19 protein-coding genes and 1 pseudogene are annotated in these 22,980 nt (G+C 66.2%); 18 read left to right on the forward strand and 2 right to left on the reverse strand.

Going from position 1 to position 22,980, the window contains the following annotated elements; all coding sequences use genetic code 11:
• Window positions 1-117 precede the first annotated feature (117 nt).
• Window positions 118-351, reverse strand: a complete 234-nt coding sequence (locus ACFPPB_RS08520) for a hypothetical protein (protein ID WP_377326311.1) — start codon at window positions 349-351, stop codon at window positions 118-120.
• A gap of 74 nt (window positions 352-425) precedes the next feature.
• Between ACFPPB_RS08520 and ACFPPB_RS08525 the strand changes: the two genes are divergently transcribed.
• From ACFPPB_RS08525 to ACFPPB_RS08540, 4 genes are all read left to right on the forward strand, one after another.
• On the forward strand, window positions 426-2,228 hold the full coding sequence (locus tag ACFPPB_RS08525; protein WP_377326313.1) for a hypothetical protein: 1,803 nt from the start codon (window positions 426-428) through the stop codon (window positions 2,226-2,228).
• Window positions 2,229-2,284: 56 nt separating this feature from the next.
• Complete coding sequence (locus ACFPPB_RS08530) at window positions 2,285-2,761, forward strand: GtrA family protein (RefSeq protein ID WP_377326315.1); 477 nt, start codon at window positions 2,285-2,287, stop codon at window positions 2,759-2,761.
• A gap of 540 nt (window positions 2,762-3,301) precedes the next feature.
• Complete coding sequence (locus tag ACFPPB_RS08535; protein ID WP_377326316.1) at window positions 3,302-4,573, forward strand: NAD(P)/FAD-dependent oxidoreductase; 1,272 nt, start codon at window positions 3,302-3,304, stop codon at window positions 4,571-4,573.
• The gene (locus ACFPPB_RS08540; RefSeq protein ID WP_377326318.1) at window positions 4,570-7,278 is read left to right on the forward strand and encodes a molybdopterin-dependent oxidoreductase; all 2,709 of its coding nucleotides are present in this window, start codon (window positions 4,570-4,572) and stop codon (window positions 7,276-7,278) included. The genes ACFPPB_RS08535 and ACFPPB_RS08540 overlap by 4 nt, the downstream gene beginning before the upstream one ends.
• Window positions 7,279-7,301: 23 nt before the next feature.
• Here ACFPPB_RS08540 and ACFPPB_RS08545 read toward each other — a convergent pair whose 3' ends face one another.
• Window positions 7,302-8,177 carry a uroporphyrinogen-III synthase gene (locus ACFPPB_RS08545; RefSeq protein WP_377326320.1) on the reverse strand — a complete coding sequence of 292 codons (876 nt, stop codon included), beginning with the start codon at window positions 8,175-8,177 and terminating at the stop codon, window positions 7,302-7,304.
• Window positions 8,178-8,338: 161 nt separating this feature from the next.
• Between ACFPPB_RS08545 and cysG the strand changes: the two genes are divergently transcribed.
• The 14 genes and pseudogenes from cysG to nirB all read left to right on the forward strand — a co-directional run bounded on the left by cysG (window position 8,339) and on the right by nirB (window position 22,979).
• A complete protein-coding gene (gene cysG / locus ACFPPB_RS08550; protein WP_377326322.1) occupies window positions 8,339-9,727 on the forward strand; it encodes a siroheme synthase CysG in 1,389 nt (462 codons plus the stop codon).
• The gene (modA, locus tag ACFPPB_RS08555) at window positions 9,724-10,512 is read left to right on the forward strand and encodes a molybdate ABC transporter substrate-binding protein (protein ID WP_377326324.1); all 789 of its coding nucleotides are present in this window, start codon (window positions 9,724-9,726) and stop codon (window positions 10,510-10,512) included. The genes cysG and modA overlap by 4 nt, the downstream gene beginning before the upstream one ends.
• 6 nt (window positions 10,513-10,518) lie before the next feature.
• On the forward strand, window positions 10,519-11,205 hold the full coding sequence (gene modB, locus ACFPPB_RS08560; RefSeq protein ID WP_377326325.1) for a molybdate ABC transporter permease subunit: 687 nt from the start codon (window positions 10,519-10,521) through the stop codon (window positions 11,203-11,205).
• Window positions 11,198-13,219, forward strand: a complete 2,022-nt coding sequence (locus tag ACFPPB_RS08565; protein ID WP_377326327.1) for an ATP-binding cassette domain-containing protein — start codon at window positions 11,198-11,200, stop codon at window positions 13,217-13,219. The genes modB and ACFPPB_RS08565 overlap by 8 nt, the downstream gene beginning before the upstream one ends.
• 1 nt (window position 13,220) lies before the next feature.
• On the forward strand, window positions 13,221-14,276 hold the full coding sequence (gene moaA, locus ACFPPB_RS08570; protein WP_377326329.1) for a GTP 3',8-cyclase MoaA: 1,056 nt from the start codon (window positions 13,221-13,223) through the stop codon (window positions 14,274-14,276).
• A 4-nt stretch (window positions 14,277-14,280) separates the two neighbouring features.
• On the forward strand, window positions 14,281-14,766 hold the full coding sequence (gene moaC / locus ACFPPB_RS08575; protein ID WP_377326331.1) for a cyclic pyranopterin monophosphate synthase MoaC: 486 nt from the start codon (window positions 14,281-14,283) through the stop codon (window positions 14,764-14,766).
• The gene (locus ACFPPB_RS08580; protein ID WP_377326333.1) at window positions 14,763-15,365 is read left to right on the forward strand and encodes an NTP transferase domain-containing protein; all 603 of its coding nucleotides are present in this window, start codon (window positions 14,763-14,765) and stop codon (window positions 15,363-15,365) included. Before moaC ends, ACFPPB_RS08580 begins: the two co-directional genes overlap by 4 nt.
• Window positions 15,362-15,604 carry a MoaD/ThiS family protein gene (locus tag ACFPPB_RS08585; protein ID WP_377326335.1) on the forward strand — a complete coding sequence of 81 codons (243 nt, stop codon included), beginning with the start codon at window positions 15,362-15,364 and terminating at the stop codon, window positions 15,602-15,604. Before ACFPPB_RS08580 ends, ACFPPB_RS08585 begins: the two co-directional genes overlap by 4 nt.
• A pseudogene (locus tag ACFPPB_RS08590) lies at window positions 15,601-16,005 on the forward strand (molybdenum cofactor biosynthesis protein MoaE); the annotation flags it as partial. The gene ACFPPB_RS08585 and the pseudogene ACFPPB_RS08590, both read left to right, overlap by 4 nt.
• Window positions 15,982-17,139, forward strand: coding sequence for a ThiF family adenylyltransferase (locus ACFPPB_RS08595; protein ID WP_377326512.1), 1,158 nt, complete (start codon window positions 15,982-15,984; stop codon window positions 17,137-17,139). The pseudogene ACFPPB_RS08590 and the gene ACFPPB_RS08595, both read left to right, overlap by 24 nt.
• Before the next feature lie 16 nt (window positions 17,140-17,155).
• Window positions 17,156-18,409 carry a molybdopterin molybdotransferase MoeA gene (locus ACFPPB_RS08600; RefSeq protein ID WP_377326337.1) on the forward strand — a complete coding sequence of 418 codons (1,254 nt, stop codon included), beginning with the start codon at window positions 17,156-17,158 and terminating at the stop codon, window positions 18,407-18,409.
• Window positions 18,406-18,789: a hypothetical protein gene (locus ACFPPB_RS08605; RefSeq protein WP_377326339.1), complete on the forward strand. Its 384-nt coding sequence runs from the start codon at window positions 18,406-18,408 to the stop codon at window positions 18,787-18,789. Before ACFPPB_RS08600 ends, ACFPPB_RS08605 begins: the two co-directional genes overlap by 4 nt.
• Before the next feature lie 151 nt (window positions 18,790-18,940).
• Window positions 18,941-20,389: an MFS transporter gene (locus tag ACFPPB_RS08610; RefSeq protein WP_377326341.1), complete on the forward strand. Its 1,449-nt coding sequence runs from the start codon at window positions 18,941-18,943 to the stop codon at window positions 20,387-20,389.
• Window positions 20,390-20,414: 25 nt separating this feature from the next.
• A complete protein-coding gene (gene nirB, locus ACFPPB_RS08615; protein ID WP_377326343.1) occupies window positions 20,415-22,979 on the forward strand; it encodes a nitrite reductase large subunit NirB in 2,565 nt (854 codons plus the stop codon).
• Window position 22,980 lies beyond the last annotated feature (1 nt).

The following is a 22,980-nucleotide window of genomic DNA, read 5'->3' on the forward strand; positions in this document are numbered from 1 at the left end:
CGCCGGTTTCGACTGCACGACCTGCTGCCGCGGCTGACGCGCGCGATGGTGCTCTGCAAGCCTTGCCCGGAGCCGATGCTGCGCTTGGCGAGTAATTTTCTTCACTGAGGTTCGACGCTAATCAGGTACTTCTATACCAAAGACCGTCCCGCCGATGAAACGGCAGCGCGCCACACCACGTACTACGTGAACCGACAACTTCCTGATTGCTACCAGGAAGGATTGACGCTGACTCGTGGCCACGTCGCCGAGCTCAAGCATCTCCTTGAAATACGGGATGGTCACATCAAAATGATGTACGCCGAAAATACCGCGATGCGCAAAGCACAGGACGGAGGTTTCTCGGGCCATCTGCTCTACCTCTTGAAGAAAGCCTACGTGCGCTACTGGAAATAGAAGACAAGTCGGCATGACGGCGGCCGACGATGTGGGACAATGCAGCAGCAGATGCCGAGCGATACGCAAGCCTGCGTGTTGCGTACAGTGAGCGTCAGGCACGGACACAGATGGCAGATATGGACATCAACGCACATAACATGAGCCGACTGGATGTATTCGATCGTTCCGCGGTCGGTCTTGCTCTTGGATTGATTGGTGCAAGCGGACTGCTGCTCGCCCTTGCCGATACGGGGCTGCCGGTGCCTCGGGCGGTCTTCGCTGTCCTGTGGTTGGCACTCTGGGGTGTGGTTCTCGCTGCAGTGCTGGTGCAGCCCATAGCCATCGCAAGGCGTGGCAGCTGGCACCAATGGTGGCCGCTGATGGTGACGCTGCTGCTGTTCATCTATGCCGCGATCAGGCTTGGCGGCAGCAGCTTCGCGATCGACGACGAACTGACCAGCTGGAACTACTGGGCGATCCAACATTTTCTTTCGATGCCTACGGACTACGCTTACACGCAAGCAGCGTATCCGCAGTTATTCGCCGAATGGGTGGGATCCATCTATCGCGCTCTCGGCTCCTTCGATCAGCAGGCGACGGCGCGCGTGACGATCTCGCTGGCCACGGTGATGCTGGGGTTGCTCATGATGCGTGCCAGCGCGTTGGCGGGCCGGTACGGATCATGGCTGGCCGCGTTGCTGCTGCTGGTGCTGTGGTTTTCAGGGTTCCGACTTTCATTTATGCGCGGGCTTGCCGATCCCCTGATGGTGGTGGCCTTGCTGGCGTCGGTGCACTATTTCCTGGAGTACGCGGCCGAGTCGGAGCGTCCTTTGGCATTCTGGTGGTGCGCGCTTGCCGCTGTGGTGGCGAGTTACGCCAAACAGCCTGCGTTGATATGGGGCTGCGTGGTGTTGCCAGTGATTTGTGCATGGTGCGTCTGGCGCAAAGGCTGGAAGCCATGGACCTTCGGGCTTGCGTTGCTGTCTGCTGGTGCAAGCGCGGTTTGGCCGCTGGCGATTGGCCGGGGGTTCCAGAACAACCAGGGGGTTATTTCACGTTCTCTGGGCGACAGGGAGTTGTTGCAGCAGTTGGTTCACTCGGCACACAGCTATTTGCTCGATCGGCCGCTTGTTCTGCTGCTGCTCGCGGCCAGCGCCATCACTTGCTGGTCCAAGCCACTTCTGCGTGGCATCTGGTTGCTGCTGTTGTTGCCGATGCTGCTGGCCTGGTTCATCTGGGGGTCGTACGCATTCCGGCTGGGCATGCACGTTGTTGGCCTGGCCGGGTTGCTTCTTTTGCATGCTTGCAACCGTAAATCGGTTCTGAGCGACTCCAGGCAAGCATGGTCATGGTCGTCTCAAGCAGCCCGGCGTGCCTATGGCGCGCAGGCGGCTATGCTGGCGGTGTTGGCGTTGACGACATTCGGCGCGCTCGCTGTGGCGGCGAAACGCAAGCTGGATCTGGAGCACGGTACGGACCTCACGATTCGCCATTACTTCGAGGCGAGCGCCGATACGGTGCTGGCCATTTACCGAGGCAAGCAGCCTGTCTGGGTCAGCAGCAACTATCTCAATGGCATTTTCTACGGCAACAACCCTGTGATCGTGCCGCTTTACACCAAAGATGGATATTCCAGGCACCGCATGCTGAAGGAACTGATGAACAGCGGGGCGGCGTACGCCTTCTCGGCCGGGAAGGTGCCTTATGGCGCGGCTTCGGCCGTTTTGCTGCAGACCGCCGCGGCTTGTCCGCAGGCTTTCCGGGAAATCGTTCATGGACGGAATGCTTTCGGTTACAAGGTCTTCAAGCTGGATGTCCCCCTTCTGCGGACGGGTGCCTGCCAGTCATGAGGCACTCCGGCGATATCGATCAACCAAGTCTGTCGTCAAATGAGGCAGGAACAGCCGTGACCGTTAACGGATTGCCGCCGGCTGGCGCCCATGACAAGCGGCAGTGGTTCAAGTCGCGTGCGCTTGCAGCGGTATTTTCGCGCGACCTGTTGTTGTCTTTGGCGTCGTCCGGGCTGGATGTAGGATTGTTTCTGCTGTGCTGCTCCATGGGCCTCGACATTGCTGCCGCCACGTTCTGGGCCCGAGGTTTTTCAGTCGTATTCAATTTCGTCGGATGCAAATATCTGGTTTTTTGCCGCACTTCTCGACAAGAAATTGTCCGTGAAATCCTGTCGTACGCCGTACTTGCCTTGCTGCTGGTGATGGCATCGGCGTGGCTCGTGCGTACATTGCGCGAACAGACCGGGATGGCTTTGGCCATGTGCAAGCTGGTTGCCGATGGCGGACTGTATGGCGTCGCCTTTCTGATCAAGCAGCTGGCGATTTTCCAGCCCGGGCAGCCCGGGCCGGATACCGCGATGCAGGCTGATTGATGGGGTGACGACGCAAATCACGGGATCTTCGAGATTTCCTTGCGGGAAGCGGAGGCAACATCCCGAAATGGCTGGTGTCGTTTGCCACCCCGGTCCTGGAAGGAACCGCTGAAGCGTTCCAACTCCGGTTGGATCAATGTTCCCTGGGGCTATCCAATTGTGCGTCGCAATGGTGCTAACACGATCATGTCCGCCCTCTATTGGGGCAGGGCAGGCCTTACGGTATGAGGCCTGCCAGGTTCAAGTGGCTGACTGTGGCCGTTTCCCCCGGTGGCACAAGTATTGCTCCGCACCATAGCGAAGAGACCACAACCGATGCTGCCTGTTGTTGGCAGACATGGCTGCGCGTCATGGCAATTGTTGAAGCGTCGAGGTGGCTATGAAGCTCGTTGTGATGGGCAACGACATGGTGGGCCACAAGCTGCTGAAGGAGCTGATGGCCGCACGGCATGCGAGTACCGGGATCCTGTGCGCCGGTGAATGCTCTGGGGCGCCCGGGCGCGCTGCGCAGCGGGGCGATGACGCCCAAGTGCCGGTTCGATGAGCGTGGCCGGCGCACGCGCGTTGTCACGCGGGAAACCTCGGCTGGTGGTGATCGGCAATGGCATGGCGGGAATGCGCACGGTGGAGGAGCTGTTGCAGCTCGCCCCCGATCTGTACGACATCGCGGTGTTCGGCGCCGAGCCCTACGGCAATTACAACCGCATCCTGCTGTCGCAATTGCTCAGCGGCGAGAAGGGCGCCGACGAGATCATGCTCAACACGAAGGCGTGGTATGCCGAACACGGCATCGCCCTGCACGCGGGCGATCCGGTGGTGGCGATCGATCGCCGCCGCAAGCGCGTGCGTTCGCGGCACGGTGTCGAGTTGCCCTACGACCGGCTGCTGATCGCCACCGGCTCGCAGCCGATCATGCTGCCGCTGCCAGGGAAGGAGTTGCCGGGCGTCATCGGATTCCGCGGCATCGGTGACGTCGAGTGCATGCTCGCGGCCGCCCGCGCACATCGCCGCGCCGTGGTGATCGGCGGCGGACTACTCGGTATCGAAGCGGCTAATGGACTGTCGCGGCAAGGCATGCAGGTGACCTTGATCCACCGCGGCAGCGTGCTGCTCAACCAGCAGATCGATGCCGATGCGGCCGGGCTGCTCGGCCGCAACCTGCGCGCGCGCGGGCTGGCCTTGCGGCTCGATGCGGAAACGGTCGCGCTGTACGGCGGTGAGCGGGTCGAAGGTGTCGCGCTGGCCGACGGCGAGCGCATCGATGCCGATCTGGTAGTGATGGCGGTGGGCGTGCAACCGGACACGGCGCTGGCCCGATCGGCTGGGCTGCACTGCGAACGCGGCATCGTAGTGGACGACACGCTGCAGACCTACGATCCCGGCGTCTATGCGGTCGGCGAGTGCGTGCAACACCGCCAGGCCACCTTCGGCCTGGTCGCGCCGGTATGGGAACAGGCGCGGGTGTGCGCGTCGCATCTGGCGCGCTTCGGTCATCGCCGCTACCGCTCCACGCAGACCGCCACCAAGCTCAAGGTCACCGGCATCGATCTGTATTCGGCCGGCGATTTCCTGGGTGGCGCGGGTACTGAGGACCTGGTGTTGCGCGATCCGCGTTGCGGTGTCTACAAGCGGCTGGTGCTGAAGGACAACCGGGTGATCGGTGCGGTGCTGTACGGCGACGTGCAGGACGGCGGCTGGTACTTCGAGCTGATCCGCAACGCCACCGACATCACTCCGTTCCGCAGCCGTCTGCTGTTCGGCAAGCGCTATTGCCAGGCGCTGGACGAGCGGCAAACCCGGGCCGTGGCATGAGCGCGACGGCCACCACCTGCCCGTATTGCGGCGTGGGCTGTGGCGTGCTGGCGCACGTCGATGCGTCCGGCGCGACTCATGTGGAAGGCGATCCACAGCATGGCTCCAATCTGGGCCGCCTGTGCGTGAAAGGCGCCGCGCTGGGCGAAACCGTCGACCTGCGCGGCCGCCTGCTGCACCCGCTGCTGCGCGAGTCCGGCGCCCTACCGCGCCGCGCGAGCTGGGACGAAGCGCTGGACCGCGTGGCCCAGGGCTTCCGCCGCGTGATCGATGCGCACGGCCCCGACGCGGTGGCCTTCTATGTATCCGGCCAGTTGCTCACCGAGGACTACTACGTCGTCAACAAGCTGGCCAAGGGCTGGCTCGGCACCGCCAACATCGACACCAATTCGCGCCTGTGCATGTCTTCGGCGGTGGCCGGGCACAAGCGCGCGTTCGGCGAAGATCTGGTGCCGGGTTGTTACGAGGACCTGGAGCTGGCCGAGCTGGTCGTGCTGATCGGCTCCAACACCGCGTGGTGCCATCCGATCGTGTACCAGCGCATCGCCAGGGCCAAGGAGGCGCGGCCTTCGCTGCAAGTGGTGGTGATCGATCCGCGCCACACCGCCACCTGCGAACTGGCCGACCTGCATCTGCCGCTGAAGCCCGGCACCGACGTGTGGCTGTTCAACGGCTTGCTGGCCTTTCTGTTCCGGCATGGCGCGATGCACGCCGGCTTCGTCGACAAGCACACGCAGGGTTTCGAAGCAGCGCTGGCAGCGGCCGAATCGGATGCCGGCGATCCAGCCGAAGTGGCGCGTATCTGCGGCCTGCAGCTGGCCGACCTGCTGGCCTTCTATCGTTTGTTCGCCCGTCACGAGAGAACTGTCAGCGTGTTTTCTCAAGGCGTGAACCAGGCTTCCAGCGGCACCGACAAGGTCAACAGCATCATCAACTGCCACCTGCTCACCGGACGCATCGGCAGCCCCGGCATGGGGCCGTTCTCGATCACCGGCCAGCCCAATGCGATGGGCGGGCGCGAGGTGGGCGGCATGGCCAACATGCTGGCGGCGCATATGGACCTGGACCGTCCGGTGCATCGCGACATCGTGCAGGCGTTCTGGCAGTCGCCGCACATCGCCACGCGTCCAGGGCTGAAAGCGGTGGAATTGTTCGAGGCGATCGAGCGGGGCACGGTGAAGGCGGTATGGATCATGGCCACCAATCCGGTGGTGAGCCTGCCCGACGCCGACCAGGTCAAACGCGCGCTGGCCCGCTGCGAGCTGGTGGTGAGTACCGACATCGTCGCGCAAACCGACACCGGCGCTTTCGCCCATGTGCTGCTGCCCGCGCTGGGCTGGGGCGAAAAGGACGGCACGGTCACCAATTCCGAGCGGCGGCTTTCGCGCCAGCGCGCCTTTCTGCCGGCACCGGGCGAGGCGCGCGCCGACTGGCGCATCGTGTGCGACGTGGCGCAGCGCATGGGGTTCGACCGGGGTTTCGCGTTCGGGGCGCCGCACGAGATTTTCGACGAGCACGCGCGGCTCACCGCGTTCCGCAATCGCGCTCCGCGTGACGACGCGCCAATGGCAGCACGCCGTGTGCTCGACCTCGGTGGTCTGGCCGGACTGGATCGCCAGGCCTACGACGCGCTGACGCCGGTGCAGTGGCCGGTGTGCGCGGCGGGCGAGGGTACCGCCCGACTGTTCGGCGACGCGCGCTTCGCGCATGCCGACGGACGCGCACGCTTCGTCGCCACTGTCGCGCGCCTGCCCGTGCATGCGCCGGACCGCGAGTATCCGTTGATCCTCAACACCGGTCGCGTGCGCGACCAGTGGCACAGCATGACGCGCACCGGCAAGTCGCCCCGGCTTGGCGGGCACATCCCCGAGCCGTTCATCGACATGCATCCGCGCGACGCTTTGCTGTGCGGTGTGCGCGAGGGCGAACTGGCACGGATAGGTTCGCGCTGGGGCACGATGGTGGCCCGCGTGCAGCATGGCGGCGGCATCCTGGCCGGCAACGCGTTCGTGCCGATCCACTGGAACGACCAGTTCGCGTCGGATGCGCGGGTGGGCAGCGTGGTGAATCCGGTGGTCGATCCGATCTCCGGCGAACCCGAGTTCAAGCACACGCCGATTCGGGTCGAACCGTTCCCGGTTCGCTGGCATGGCTTCGTGCTCAGTCGCCGGCCATTGGCGACGGATGAGCTGACCTACTGGACGTCCGTCCAGGGCCAGTGCTTCCTGCGCTACGAGATCGCAGCCCGCGAGTTGCCGTCGGGATGCGGTGCATGGGCGCGTGCCTGTCTCGGCGCCGGCGACGCCGAAGCGGACTGGCTCGAATACGAAGATCCGTCAGCCAGGATCTACCGTGCGGCACACGTCGTGGATGGCCGCGTCGAAGCCTGCGTGTTCTTCTCGCCGCGTCCGGACCTGCCTTCGCGCGCGTGGCTGTCCGGGCTGTTCGCTAAGGAGCGGCTGGAGGACATCGACCGTGTCGGCCTGCTGGTCGGCGAACCGCTGGAGGCCGGTGCCGATACCGGCACTATCGTGTGTTCGTGCTTCGGCGTGGGGCGCAACACGCTTCGGGAGGCGATCCGCACGCAAGGCCTCAGGACGCCGGCACAGATCACCGCGAGCCTGCACGCCGGGGGCAATTGCGGTTCCTGCGTACCGGAGCTGAAGCAGTTGATTACCGAAGTGCACGCGGCGGCCAACGCATGAACCGGCATCTTGCACGGTGCACCTCAGCGCAGTCGCTCATCCTGCGCGGCGCCAAGACGGCGGATCAGCGCCTGGGTGAGCGGCTTCAAGTAATAGCTGCCGCCCGGAATCACCTGCGGCTCGATGCCGTGCGCGACGAGAAGTTCCGCTACCAGCGGGCCCACGGCCGCCACCATGGTGCGCGCCAGTGCCTGGCGCAGAAGGTCGTCCCGGCCGTGCTCGGTGGCCACGCGGAACAGCCGCGTCACCTGCTGCATGCTGGTGAAGGCGATCGCATCGATGCAGCCATCGAACATGCGCTCGATCAACCCCAGCACCTCGCCATCGGCCGCGCCATCGACATAGACATAGGGCGCCACCGGCAGCGGATGCGCGCCGGCGGCGATCAGGAAATCCATCAGCGGCAGATTCGGTTCGCTGCCGTACAACTGCACGCCGATGCGGCGGCCTCGCAGCGGGCATGTCTGCAGCAGCGCGATCACCCCGGCGGTCGTCGCCGGCTCGGCGACCAGCTCCGGCTTCAGTCCCAGCTCGCGCAGCACGCGGCCCGGCTTGGGGCCGCGTGCGATCGTGCGCACCTCGCCGAGACGCTTCACGAATGCCGTGCGCAGCTCGGGAACATGCCGTTCGAGCGCATCGAGCAGGCGGCGCAAGCCTTCGCCGGTGAACAGGATCAGGTCGTCGCAGCCTTCCGCGCAGAAACGGCGCAGCCAGTCCAGTACCGGCGCCGGATCCGGCGCATCGCGGATATCGACCAGCGGGCAACGCAACACTTCGGCGCCGCGACGTTCGAGCAGCGCGGCGAACACATCGAGCTCGCGCGACTCGGGCACCGCAATGCGGCGGCCGCGGAGGCTGGAGCCGATTTCAGCAGGCATAACTTCAACAGGCTTGGGCATCGAAACGTTTCGGTCGAGGCGGACGGGCGCACAAAGGCTGTGCCGTGCAGGCATCGTAGCAAGCAATCCGTAACCGCAGCGTCGGCACACGCGTTACGCAGTCGTGATGTCATCCATGGACTCACCGGCATCGCCGATGCATCGATGAAGGCGGCGAAGCCATGAAGCTCTATCCGCTGTTCGCCAATCTCGATGGCCGCCGCGTTCTGGTGGTCGGTGGCGGCGTGGTGGCCGAACGCAAGGTCGCCCCGCTGCTGGCAGCCGGCGCGCAGGTGATCGTGGCTGCGGCCGCGTCGACGCCTGCGCTGCGGAACCTGGCGGCGCAGGGGCGGATCGAGCTGCGGCCGGACGAGTTCGAGGTGAACTGGCTGGACGCGGTCTGGCTGCTGGTGGCCGCCACCTCCGATCAGGCGCTCAATCGGCGCCTGGCGATGCTCGCGGAACAACGGCGGATCTTCGTGAACGTCGTCGACGACGCGACGTTGTCGAGTTTCCATGTGCCGGCCGTGGTCGATCGTGCGCCGCTCACCATCGCCATTTCCAGCGGTGGCGCGGCGCCGATGCTGGCGCGCCTGATTCGCGAACGGCTGGAAGCGTTGCTCGACCCGTCGCTGGGCTTGCTGGCCGCCCTTGCTGCGCGCTGGCGCGAGCGCATCCGGGCGCGCCATCCCGATCTTGCCGGAAGGCGGCGCTTCTACGGAGCCTTGTTCACCGGGCCGGTGGCAGCGCTCCTGCGTCGGGGCCGATCCGGACAGGCCGAGCAGGCGACGGCACAGGCGCTCGCCGAGCCGCCGCAGATGACCGTCGGTTCGGTGGTGCTGGTGGGCGCCGGCCCCGGCGATCCGGGCCTGCTCACGCTGCGCGGCCTGCGCGCCTTGAACGAGGCCGACGTGATCCTGCATGACCGCCTGGTCAGCGCCGAGGTGCTCGAACTGGCGCGCCGCGATGCCGTACGCATCGCGGTGGGCAAAGAGGCCGGTCGTCATCACACCGTGCAGGACGACATTCACCGGCTGATGCTCGAGCATGCGCGAAGCGGCAAGCGGGTGGTGCGCCTGAAAGGCGGCGACCCCTTCGTGTTCGGCCGCGGCGGCGAGGAACTCGAATTTCTTCGCCGGCACGGGATCGCCTACGAAGTGGTGCCGGGCATCACCGCGGCGCTGGCGTGCGCCGCGTACGCCGGCATTCCCCTGACGCATCGCCGGCACGCACAGGCGGTGCGATTGGTGACGGCGCACTGCCGCGATTCGCTGGATGCGCTGGACTGGGCCGCGATGGCGCAGGAGCGCCAGACGCTGGCGGTCTACATGGGCGTCGGCGAACTGGAAACCTTGCAGACCGGTTTGATGGCGCATGGCCGCGCACCGGAAACGCCGTTCGCACTGATCGAAAATGGTTCGCGCGCGGATCAGCGCGTGATCACCGGAACACTGGCCGACCTGGTCGCGAGCGCCGCACGGCACGCCGTGCACTCGCCGGCCTTGCTGATCCTCGGCGACGTCGCCGCGCTTGCGCAGCGCCTGTCGTGGTTCGGCGCGGAGCCCGTATGAGTCGCCGCCACCGGCTCGGCTGCCTGCTTGCCATGGCCTGCACGCTCGCCGCGCACGCGAGCCAGACCGAGCCGCCTCGGGAAATGACGGTGGCCGCCGCCGCCGACCTGCGCTTCGCGCTGGATGACGTCATTGCTGCCTATTGCCGCGAGCATCCGAAGGACAGCATCCACGTGACCTATGGCTCCTCCGGCAAATTGTTCACGCAGATCGAGCAGGGCGCGCCGTTCGAGCTGTTCTTCTCCGCCGACAGCGACTACCCGAGACAACTGGTGGCGGCTCGTGCCGCCGGCGGCGACCCGGTGCCCTACGCCATGGGACACATCGTGATCTGGAGCGCCAGCGTCGATGCGAGCAAGTTGACCGTGACGGATTTGCTCAAGCCGTTCTTCCGGCACATCGCCATCGCCAATCCGCAGCACGCGCCGTACGGACAGCGTGCCGAACAGGCGCTGCGCTCGGCCAAGCTGTGGGAAGCGTTGCAGCCACGGCTGGTCTATGGCGACAACATCGCGCAAGCCGCGCAGTTCGCCGTCAGCGGCGACGCCCAGGTCAGCATCGTCGCGCAATCGCTCGCGCTCGATCCGCAGATGGCGAAGCGGGGCAGCTACGCGGTCGTTCCGCAGTCGCTCTACCAACCTCTGCTGCAGAGTTTCGTGCTGACCCGGCGCGGCGCCAGCAACGCGCTCGCCCGGGACTTTGCGCGATACGTGCAAGGCGCACAGGCGCGCGCCGTGCTGGGCCGCTATGGCCTCGGCCTGTCTGCTGCTGCGACGGAGCATTGAGCCGCCATGACCGAACTTTCCGCCGAAGACTGGGCAGCGTTCGCCCTGACCATGCGACTGGCAGCGACCGTCACGACGTTGCTGCTGATGTTCGGCACGCCGCTCGCATGGTGGCTGGCGCGAGGGCGTACGGCGTGGCGGCGGCCGGTTGCCGCCCTGGTCGCGCTGCCCCTGGTGCTGCCGCCCACGGTGCTCGGCTTCTACCTGCTGCTGCTGCTGGGGCAGCGTGGTGCGGTCGGTCGGCTGATGGCGGCACTCGGTCTGGGTGCGTTGCCATTCACGTTCGCCGGGCTGGTGCTGGCCTCGATGCTGTATTCGCTGCCATTCGTGGTGCAGCCACTGAGGAATGCGTTCGAGGCGATCGGCCAGCGACCGTTCGATGTGGCGGCGAGTCTTGGCGCAGGGCCGCTGGACCGTTTTTTTTCGGTGGCGTTGCCGCTGGCCTGGCCGGGCTTCGTGACCGCGATGGTTCTCGGCTTCGCGCATACCGTCGGCGAGTTCGGTGTGGTGCTGATGATAGGCGGCAACGTGTTCGGCCGCACCCGCGTGCTGTCGATGCGCATCTACGATCATGTCGAGGCCGGCGAATACCTGCAGGCGCATGCCCTCTCGCTGTGCCTGCTGGCGTTTTCCTTCGTGGCGTTGCTGGCCATGCAGCTGTTGCGGCCGCACCGGATGACTGCGCATGACTGATGCCGCCTCCGGTCTGCAGGTGCGCTTGCGGCGCGTGCGCGGCAATTTCGCGCTGGACGCGGCATTCGGCGTGCCGCCGCACGGCATCACCGCGTTGTTCGGTGCGTCGGGCGCCGGCAAGACCAGTTGCCTGCGGGCCATCGCGGGGCTGGACCGCGATGTCGAAGGCCGCGTCGATTTCGGCGGCAACGTGTGGCAGGACAGCGCGAGCCGGCGTTTCGTGCCGCCGCATAGACGCGGCATCGGTTATGTGTTCCAGGAGACCAGTCTGTTTCCGCATCTCTCGGTGGCGGGCAATCTCGATTACGGCCAGCGGCGCTCGCCACGTCGCCGGGCGGTCGATCGCCGGTACTTGGTCGAGCAGTTCGGCGTCGATCGCCTGCTTGCGCGCAAGCCGAACGACTTGTCCGGCGGCGAGCGCCAGCGCGTGGCCTTGGTGCGCGCGCTGCTCGCCGACCCCGTCCTGTTGCTGCTCGACGAGCCGTTGTCGGCGCTGGACGCTTCGGCCCGCGAGGAACTGCTTGATTGCCTGGAACAACGGCACGCGGAGCTCGCCGTGCCGACGATCTACGTCAGTCACGCCCTCGATGAGGTGTTGCGACTGGCCAGCCACGTGGTGGTGATGAATGGCGGCCGTGTCGTGGCGCAAGGCTCTCTGCCGTCGGCGCTGCCCGGCGACGGTCTGCTGCCGGTGGCGGCCGGCCCGCTGGGTGGCGCGATCGAGGGATATGTCGGTCAGGATCGCCGTGCTGGATGCCTCGAGCGCGCCGACGGCGGTCGGGATGGCGCACCGCCCTCACGGTGCCCGCCCACGAGCCGGCTGCTCACGGTCGCCGATGCCGATCGGCTGATTCGCGCAGCCATGCCCGCGTTCGGCAGCGAGCGCGTGGCGCTGGAGGCGGCAGCCGGACGCGTGCTCCGCCAATCCGTGCGTGCCGAGCGCGATCAGCCGCCGTTCGACCGCGTGATGATGGACGGCATCGCCGTAGCCATAGGCGATGGCAGCCGCCGCCGTTTCGAGCGGAGCGGACTGCAGCTTGCCGGGATGGCGCAGCAGTCGCTGGACGATTCCACCGCGTGCATGGAAGTCGCCACCGGCGCCATGCTGCCGCGCGGCTGCGACACGGTGATCCCGGTCGAGCAGATCCGCCACGACGGCAAGTACTGCGTGCTCGCCGAAGGGCACGTCCCTGCGCCGGGACAGTTCGTGCATCCGCGGGGCTCCGATTGCCGCAGGGACGCTCCGCTGCTGGAGCCGGGCATGCGCCTCGACGGTCCCAGCATCGCGGTACTTGCAGCCAACGGCATCGCCGAAGTCGAGGTGGCGACCGTGCCGTCGGTGACCATCGTCGCCACCGGGGACGAGCTGGCCGGCGTCGGCCAGCCGTTGCTCGAAGGGCAGATCCGCGGCTCCAACGATCATGCGCTTGCCGCCACATTGCGTTCGCACGGCTTCGATGACGTGCAGCTGGCCCGTGTGGGCGACGATCTCCCCGCCACCATCGCCGTCCTGACCGAGCTGCTGCGCACTCGACGAGTATTGGTGCTTTCCGGCGGCGTCTCGGTCGGCCCGCGCGACGTGGTGCCCGCGGCGCTGGATGCGCTGGGCGTGCGCCAGGTGCTGCATGGGATCGCGCAACGCCCCGGCAAACCCATGTGGTGCGGCATGGGGCCGCAAGAACAGGTGGTGTTCGCGTTGCCGGGCAACCCCGTATCCGCGCTGGTCTGCGCTGTCCGTCATGTGTTGCCGGCACTGCAGTCGGCGATCGGACTGGTGCCGGCGCCGCCGCCGCAGGTCTGCCTGGAAAGCGCGCTGGACGCGAGCGCTGCCTTGACGCTTTTTGTACCGGTTCGGCTGCGCCAGGACAGCCTGGGCCGAACCATGGCCTGCCCATGGCCGACGGGCACCTCGGGGGATTTCTCCGCGCTGCCGCATACGCACGGTTTCGTGCAGATTCCCTCCGGCCAGACCATCGCTCCTGCAGGCGCGATGGTGGCTTTCCATCGGTGGTGACATGAGCGCACTTCAATCCATCGTCGATCTGCGCACCGTCGACGCGCCGCCGCTGGATCGACGCGGCCGCGCGCTGCGCGACCTGCGCGTCTCGGTGATGGATCGCTGCAATTTCCGCTGCCCGTACTGCATGCCCGAGTCGATGTACGGCGAGCATTTCCGCTTTCTGGGCAACGACGAGCGGCTGAGCTTCGACGAGATCGAGCGACTGTGTCGGCTGGCGGCGCAACTCGGCGTCGGCAAGCTTCGCCTCACCGGTGGCGAGCCCCTGCTGCGTCCGCATGTCGCCGAACTGGTGGCACGATTGCGCCGTATCGACGGCATCGCCGATCTGGCGATGACTACCAACGGCGTACTGCTGGACCGCCAGGCGGCCCGCCTGCGCGATGCCGGGCTCGATCGCATCACGATCAGCCTGGATACGCTGGATCCCGTACTGTTCCATCGCCTGAGCGGCGGCCGCGGTGCACTGGACGAAGTGCTTGCGGGCATCGAGGCAGCGCAGGCGGCGGATTTTCCGCGCGGCATCAAGCTCAACGCCGTCATCCGGCGCGGGGTCAACGAACACGGCGCGACCGATCTGGCCGAGCGTTTCCGCGGCAGCGGCATCGTGCTGCGTTTCATCGAATACATGGATGTCGGCAACCGCAACGACTGGGCCGCCGATGCCGTGGTGCCTGCGCGCGAATTGATCGAGCGGATCGATGCACGCTGGCCGCTGGAAGCCGTTCCCGCGCAATACCCGGGGGAGGTGGCCACGCGGTTCCGCTTTCGCGACGGTGCCGGCGAGATCGGTGTGATCGCCTCGGTCAGCGCGCCGTTCTGCGGCGACTGCACGCGTGCGCGGCTGTCCTCCGAAGGCATGCTTTACACCTGCCTGTTCGCCACCCACGGCACCGACTTGCGCGGCCCGCTGCGTGGCGGCGCCAGCGACGAGGCGCTGCGCCGACAGCTGCGCCAGCTGTGGCTGCAGCGCGCCGACCGCTACAGCGAAGAGCGCGCCGAACAGCGCAAGCCGTCCCGCCGCAAAATCGAAATGCACTATATCGGAGGTTAGATACATGCTCTCGCACGTAGATGACGCACAGCAGCCGCGCATGGTGGACGTCGGCGCAAAACCGGTCACGCACCGTGTGGCGCAGGCGCGTGCACGGGTGACATTCCCCGCCGCCGTCGCCGCGGCTCTGCATGCTGCCGGTTACGTGACGCCCAAGGGCGCCGTGCTGACGGTGGCGCATATCGCCGGCGTGATGGGCGCCAAGGCCACCTCGCAGCTGATCCCGCTATGTCATCCGTTGAGCCTGGATAAATGCGATATCGCGATACGGATGGATGGCGATCATGCGCTGATCGACTGCACGGTGTCCTGCCTGGGCCGTACCGGTGTGGAAATGGAGGCCCTGACCGGCGCCAGCATCGCCGCGCTCGCGATCTACGACATGTGCAAGGCGATCTCGCACGACATCGTCATCGGCGACATCCGCTTGATGAGGAAAACCGGCGGCAAGCGGGACATCGACCATGCGGCGGTCGAGGCGGCGGCATGAGCGCCCGGCGCGCGCCGCCCATTTTCGGTCTGCTGCTTGCCGGCGGTGCCAGCCGGCGCATGCGGTGCGACAAGGCGCGGGTTTGCTACGGCGGCGAGCCGCAGCTGACGCGTGCCTGGCGCTTGCTGGAAGCTGTTACAACGCAAGCTTTTGTCTCGGTGCGTGCGGAGCAGCGGGACGATCCGTTGCGCGCCGGACTGGCGCAGATCGTGGACCGCTACGAGGCGATCGGTCCGGCAGCCGGCATTCTCTCGGCGCAGGCGACGCACCCCGATGTCGCATGGCTGGTGATCGCCTGCGACCTGCCCCTGTTGAACGAGGCCACGCTGCGGCGGCTGGTGGATGCGCGCGATGCGGCCGGGGACGCCACCGCGTTCGCCAGTAGCTGCGATGCCATGCCCGAGCCGTTGTGCGCTTTGTGGGAGCCGTCCAGCCATGCCTTGCTCAAGCGGCAGGTCGACGAGGGCCGCCACTGCCCGCGCAAGGCGCTCATGCAGTCGCGCACGAAGCTGCTGCCTGCGCCCGGCGACGCACTGGACAACATCAACACCCCGGAGGAGTTCCAGCGAATGCAGCACCGCATCGAGGCGCAGCCATGATCAACGTCACCTTGCATTACTACGCACAACTGCGGGAACAGGCCCGCACCAGCGGCGAACAACTCGGCACCTCGGCGACGTCGTTGCGCGACTTGTACGACGAGCTGTGCGCGCGCCATGGTTTCACCGTGCCCGCCGACGCGCTCAAGGTGGCGGTGAATGCGCGATTCAGCGAGTGGGACGTGACGCTGCGGGATGGCGACGCCGTAGTGTTCATTCCGCCGGTGGCCGGCGGATGAAACGGTTCAGCCTCACCGACGAAGCGGTCGATCCCGCACGGCTGGGCGCATCGCTGCAGCATCCGGGCAGCGGCGGCTTCTGCGCGTTCGAGGGGTGGGTGCGCGACAGCAACGAAGGGCGTGCCGTCGGCGGGCTCGAGTACGAGGCTTATGCCGAACTGGCGCTGGCCGAGGGCGAACGCATCATCGACGAAGCCATCGCACGTCACGGTGTCATCGCCGCGCGTTGCGTCCATCGCACCGGCCGTCTCGCCATCGGCGATCTCGCGGTATGGATCGGCGTGTCGTCGGCGCATCGCGACGAGGCATTCCGTGCCTGCCGCTACGTCATCGACGAGATCAAGCACCGGCTGCCGATCTGGAAAAAAGAACATTACATCGGCGGCGATACCGCCTGGGTGGCGTGTTCGCACACGCATCGCGAGCACGAGCACGGCTCGCTCACGGCATTCGTGCCGGACTATTCGCGTCAGACCCGCTTGCGCGAAGTGGGCGAAGCCGGCCAGGCGAAACTCGCCGCGGCGCGCGTGCTGGTGATCGGTGCCGGCGGCCTTGGCTGTCCGGTGCTCGGCTATCTCGCCGGTGCAGGTATAGGCACGCTGGGGATCGTCGATGGCGATCGCCTCGACGCCAGCAATCTGCATCGCCAGACCATGTACGACGCGCGCGATATCGGCCAACGCAAGGTGGATCTGGCTGCACGGCGCATCGCCTTGCTCAACCCGTCCGTGGCCGTACGGACCTACGCCGAACCGCTGCATGCCATGAACGTGGTCGATGTGTTCGAGCAGTACGATCTGGTCGTGGAATGTACCGACGACATCGCCAGCCGCTATCTCAGCAACGATGCGTCCATCCTCACCGGTACGCCGTTGATCCTGGCCAGCGTGTATCAATACGAAGGCCAGCTGCAGGTCGTCACCGCGGAGCCCGGCGCGCCATGTCTGCGTTGCCTGTGGCCGCAGCCGCCCGCGCCCGGCGCGGTCGCCACCTGCGTCGAATCCGGCGTGCTCGGTCCGGTGCCCGGCGTGCTGGGCGGCATGCAGGCGGTCGAAGCGCTGCGGCTCCTGCTCGATCTGCCGCGTGCGCCCGATCACGCGCTGCTGCTGGTGAATCTGCTCGATGGCGGCAGTCAACGCCTGCCCATCGATGCCGCCAAGGGCTGCGCGATGCACCGCGGTTGCGCCGAGGCGGCGCATCGCGGCTTGACCCTGGCGCAGAGCATGCATGACGTGGATATCGCCTTCGACAGTCTCGACCAAGCCGTCGCCGCCGGTTATGCGCTGGTGGATCTGCGGGAGCCGGCGGAGATCGATGCGCAACCGCTGCCGGCACCCTCGCAACGATGGCCCTTCGCGCGGGTCACGGCGCTGGCCGCCGAACTCCGCAGGCGGCCCACGCTGCTGGTATGCGCCTCGGGTCGTCGCAGCGGGGTGGCGGCACGGGCATTGCGCGGGCAGGGGATGTCCGCGGTCCATTCGCTGTCCGGCGGACTTGCCGCCTTGGCGGCGGCGCACGATCGCGCCACGCGATGAGGCGGAACCGCCGCATATGATCGATTACGCACAAGCCCTGCAACGCCTGCTGCAACAGGTTATGCCGCAAGCGGCCGAAAGTTGCCTGCTGGCGGACGCTGCCGGCCGGATCTCGGCCGGCGCTGTGCACAGTCCGATCGCATTGCCGACGTTCGATCATGCGGCCATGGACGGTTATGCGTTGGCGGCAGACGAGCCGCTGCTCGCCGGCTCGGAGCATGCGGTGAGCGGTTCGCGGGCGGCAGGCGACGGTGCATGCGCAAGCGGTGGCGAGTGTTGCGAAATCATGACCGGCGCGCAGCTGCCCGCCGGCCTGAACAGCGTGGTCGCCGTGGAAAACACGCACATGCTGGAGACTCACGCCGATGGCACGCCGGCACGCATTCGGCTGCTGCAGGCACTCGCTCCCGGTCAGAACGTCCGCTATGCCGGATCGGATGTGGCGCCGGGCACACCGGTGCTGTCTGCCGGTGCGCGTCTCGACAGTGCGGATGTGATGCTGCTCGCCGCGCTGGGCATAGGGCGGATCGACGTCGTACGCCGTCCACGCGTCGCGATCGTCGGCACGGGCAAGGAATTGCAGGCCGACGCCACGCAGCCGCTTGTCTCCGGCCGCATCCACAATTCCAATGGTCCTTATCTTGTCGCCGCGTTGCGCGCAGCGGGCGCGCACGTGCTCTTGTGCGAGACCGTCGACGACACGCCGGCGACCTACATCGATGCACTGCGGCAGGCAGTCGATGCCGGCGCCGATCTGGTGATCAGCACCGGTGCGGTTTCGATGGGGCGCCACGACTTCGTGCCTGCAACGCTCGATCGCCTGGGCGCGCAACAGCTGTTTCACGGTGTGGCCATCCGCCCCGGCAAACCGCTGCTGTGCGCGCGACTGGTCGCTGGCCCGCTGATCTTCGCGATGCCGGGTACGCCGATGGCGGTCGCGGCGGCGATACGCTTCTTCGTCTCGCCGATGTTGCGCGCCATGGCCGGGCAGGCGGCGGAGCTGCCGTTGCATGCCGTGCTCGATACGCCGCAGCAGCCCAAGCCCGGCCTGCGCCATTTTCTGCGCGCCACGCTTCACCAGGATCGCGACGGTCGTCTGCACGCACGCGTGCTCGCGCAGCAGCAGCCTTTCCGCATCCGGCCGTTTGCCGAGGCGGGTGCGTGGGTGGTGCTGCCTGAGGGTGCAGCGGATTGCGCGCGCGACTCGATGGTCGAGGTGGTCGGTCTGCTGCATGGCCATCCACCGCGCATCGATCCGCCGCCACCTTGATTCAGGCCGCGGAGCATTCGCGCATGAAATGGCAAATCGAAAATCAGCATCTGCGGGTCCGCATCGACGAAGATGAGTTGGCGAGATTGTTGCGCGGCGAAGTCGTCGAAGCACGGACGCGATTCGCCGGTGCCTTTGTCGTGCACGGCGAGCTGCGCCTGGATTCGGGCGACGCGCCCACGCTGTCGGGGCAGGCCGACGCCTGGAGCATCGCCTTGCCCGAAGCGGCCGTCCGCGCACATGCGGCGCGGCTGCCCAGCCGGGACGGACTGCGCTACACGCTTTCCGGAAAGCACCATGAGCAAGCACTGGAACTGCTGTTCGATGTGGACGTGCGCGACAGCGTGGGACGACGTCGTGCGCCCGCGTCCGGTTCCTGATTTTTTGAGAGGCGGGGAGTCATTATTGTGCACCGCAATGGTGCTAACCCAGGCCTGCTTGAACGCTTGCGTAGCGTAAACGGGTGCGTCACGTACGGGCCGCTTTCGCTGGAGGCCCGTATTTCAAGTGTTCTCCGGCATGGCATGTGTCTTGCACCGCGCAACATGTCGCGATACCGGCGCGGACTATCTGCAGCCGGCATGTCTCGCGATCCACCAAGGCGTGTTGGAGGTGTGCGTGCAAGGCAAGGCCACCCGTATCGATCTGTTCAATCTCCGCACGCCGCAGATGCGTGCATTCCATCTGAGCTGGCTGGGCTTCTTCGTCTGTTTTTTTGCGTGGTTCGCGTTGGCGCCGTTGATGCCTTTGATCAAAGGCGAATTTGGCTTGAGCAACGATCAGCTGGCCAACATCAATATCGCTGCCGTTGCCGTCACGGTGCTGGGGCGCCTGCTGATCGGCCCGATGTGCGATCGGTATGGCCCCCGGCGAACCTATACCGCGCTGCTGCTGGCGGGATCGATTCCGGTGTTCGGTATCGCCTTCGCGCATAGCTACCAGACGTTCCTGTTCTTTCGTCTGGCGATCGGCATGATCGGCGCCAGCTTCGTGATCACCCAGTACCACACCTCGGTGATGTTCGCCCCCAACGTGGTGGGCACCGCCAATGCGGCCAGCGCAGGCTGGGGCAATGCGGGCGGCGGGGTCACCCAGTCGGTGATGCCATGGATATGCGTGGCGGTGGTGGCGTTGGGGGTGTCGCAGGCCGGCAGTTGGCGAGTGGCGATGCTGCTGCCTGGCATGTTGATGGTGATCGTGGGCGGCTTGTACTGGAGGTTCACCCAGGACTGTCCGCAAGGCGACTATCGCGAACTGCGCGCGCGCGGCATCACTCCCGACAACGGCAAGCGCGGTGGCTGGGCGGTGTTTCGCCTGGCGATGCGCAATTACCGCGTGTGGCTGTTGTTCGTGACCTATGCCTGCTGTTTCGGCATCGAGCTTTTCGTGCATGGGGTGGCCGCCAGCTATTACGTGGATCGTTTCGGCATGAACTTGCGCAGCGCGGGGCTGGCGGCGGGAAGCTTCGGCCTGCTGGCATTGTTCGCGCGCGCGCTTGGCGGCATCGTGTCGGATCGTGTGGCGCGCAAGCGCGGGTTGATCGCCCGCACGTGGCTGCTGTGCATTCTGATGCTGGGCGAAGGGCTGGGCCTGCTGTGGTTCTCCGGCATGCAGAATGCCGGACTGGCGGTGGTCGCCATGCTCACCTTCGGCCTTTTCATCCACATGGCATGCGGCGCCACCTATGCGCTGGTGCCGTTCATCGATCGCCAGGCACTGGGCGGGGTGGCCGGCATCATCGGCGCGGGCGGCAACGTGGGCGCGGTGGCGGCCGGCTTCGTGTTGAAGAGCACCGGCTCGGTGCAACACACCTTCATGCTGCTTGGCGGCTTCGTCATCGTCGGTTCGCTATGTGCACTGGCCGTGCGCTTCAGCAGCGAGCACGTGGCGCGCGAAGAGCGGCTTTATCAGGAAGCCTTGCGGCAACATCACGGCGCGCGCGGCATGCATGCCGCGCCTGCCGCGCTGGCGGTCGATTGAACCGGTGCACCTACGGGAGGTAGCTATGAAGCTTGTTGTGATCGGCAACGGCATGGTGGGCCACAAGCTGCTGGAGGAGCTGATGGCCAGCCGGCATGCGGACCTGGAGATCACCGTACTCTGCGAGGAACCGCGGCCTGCTTATGATCGCGTGCACTTGTCGGAATTCTTCGCCGGCAAGACCGCGGAAGACCTTTCGCTGGTCACGCCGGGGTTCTTCGAGCAGCCGGGCCTGCAGCTGCGGCTCGATGTCCGCGCCGCACGCATCGACCGCGTGCTAAAGCAGATAACCTGCGCCGACGGCGAAATCATTCCCTACGACAAACTGGTGCTGGCTACCGGCTCCACGCCTTTCGTGCCGGCCATCCCCGGCAACGACAGGCCCGCTTGCCTGGTCTATCGGACGATCGAGGATCTGCAGGCGATGACCCAATGGGGCAGGCAATCCAAAGTCGGCGTCGTGGTCGGCGGTGGCTTGCTGGGCCTGGAATGCGCCAAGGCGCTGCACGACCTGGGGCTGGAAACGCACGTGGTCGAATTTGCGCCCCGGTTGATGACGGTGCAGGTCGATGACGGCGGCGGCCGCATGCTGCGGCGGAAGATCGAAGAGCTCGGCGTCGTCGTGCACACGCAGAAGAACACGCTGGAAATCGTCGACGGCGAGGCTGCGCGCCATCGCATGAAATTCGCCGATGGCGATCACCTTGAGGCGGATCTCATCGTGTTCTCCGCGGGCATCCGTCCGCGCGACGAACTGGCCCGGCAGAGCGAACTGGGTGTGGGCGAGCGCGGCGGCATCCGCATCGACAACTACTGCCGCACCCGCGACTGGGATGTCTATGCGATCGGCGAGTGCGCACTGTGGCGCGGCAAGATCTTCGGCCTGGTAGCGCCGGGCTACGAGATGGCGCGCATCGTGGCGGCCCATCTCGGCGCACTGCTCGAGCGCAAACAGACGTCCAGGCTTTCCGAGTTTTCGGGCGCCGACATGTCCACCAAGCTCAAGCTGATGGGCGTGGACGTGGCGAGCATCGGCGACGCCCACGGCGACACGCCTGGCAGCCGCGTCTACCAGTTCAGCGACGAGCGCCGCCAGGTCTACAAGAAGCTGGTGGTGTCCGGGGACGGCAAGCAGCTGCTGGGCGGCGTGCTGGTCGGCGACGCCGCCGAATACGGCACGCTGTTGCAGATGATGCTCAACGGCATCGAGTTGCCCGAAGCGCCGGAGTTCCTGATCCTGCCATCTTCGGATGGCAAGCCCAGACCGGGCCTGGGCGTCGATGCCTTGCCCGCTTCGGCGCAGATATGCTCGTGCAACAATGTCTCCAAGAGCCAGCTGTGCGAGGCGGTAGGCGCCGGCGCCACCTCGATCGGTGCGCTGAAAACGGCGACCAGGGCCGGTACCAGCTGCGGCGGCTGCGTGCCGCTGGTCACGCAGATTATGAAGTCGGAGATGAAGCGCCAGGGCCTGGCGGTGAACAACCATCTGTGCGAGCACTTCGCCCATACGCGGCAGGAGCTCTATCACCTGGTCAGGGTAGGGCGCATCCGCCACTTCGGCGAACTGCTGGCGCGCCACGGTAGCGGTCTGGGCTGCGACATCTGCAAGCCCGTGGCGGCGAGCATCTTCGCGTCGTGCTGGAACGAGTTCGTGCTGCAGGCGGAGCATGCCTCGCTGCAGGATTCGAACGACTATTTCCTGGCGAACATCCAGAAGGACGGCAGCTATTCCGTGGTCCCGCGCATGCCCGCCGGCGAAGTGACTCCGGACGGCCTGATCGCGGTGGGCCAGATCGCCAGGAAGTACGGCTTGTACACCAAGATCACCGGCGGCCAGCGGGTGGACATGTTCGGCGCGCGGCTGGAACAGCTTCCATTGATATGGGAGGAATTGATCGCGGCCGGTTTCGAATCGGGTCATGCGTACGGCAAATCGGTGCGTACCGTGAAATCCTGCGTGGGCTCCACCTGGTGCCGCTATGGCGTGCAGGATTCGGTAGGCGCGGCGGTCGACCTGGATCACCGCTACAAAGGCCTGCGCTCGCCGCACAAGTTGAAGTTCGCGGTGTCCGGCTGCACCCGCGAATGCGCGGAGGCGCAAAGCAAGGACGTCGGCGTGATCGCCACCGAGAAGGGCTGGAATCTCTACGTCTGCGGCAACGGCGGCATGAAGCCGCGCCATGCCGAGCTGCTGGCCGTGGACCTGGATACGCCCACCCTGATCAGGTACATCGACCGCTTCCTGATGTTCTACATCCGCACCGCCGATCGTCTGCAGCGCACCAGCGTATGGCGCGACAACCTCGAGGGCGGCATGGATTACCTCAAGGACGTGATCGTGCACGACACGCTGGGGATCGCCGCAGAACTGGAGGCGGAAATGCAGCAGGTGGTGGACAGCTACGAATGCGAATGGAAAAAGGCGGTCAGCGACCCGCAGACACGCCGCCGGTTCCATCACTTCATTAACAGCGACGCGGCCGACGGCAACGTCGCATTCGTACCTGAGCGCGAGCAGATCCGGCCGGCCACGGTCGAGGAGAAACGCACTCGCCTGGGACGCATTCCAATGACGGTCGAGATGGAGTGAA

The organism is Rhodanobacter terrae (assembly GCF_042657005.1).
Classification (GTDB): domain Bacteria; phylum Pseudomonadota; class Gammaproteobacteria; order Xanthomonadales; family Rhodanobacteraceae; genus Rhodanobacter; species Rhodanobacter terrae.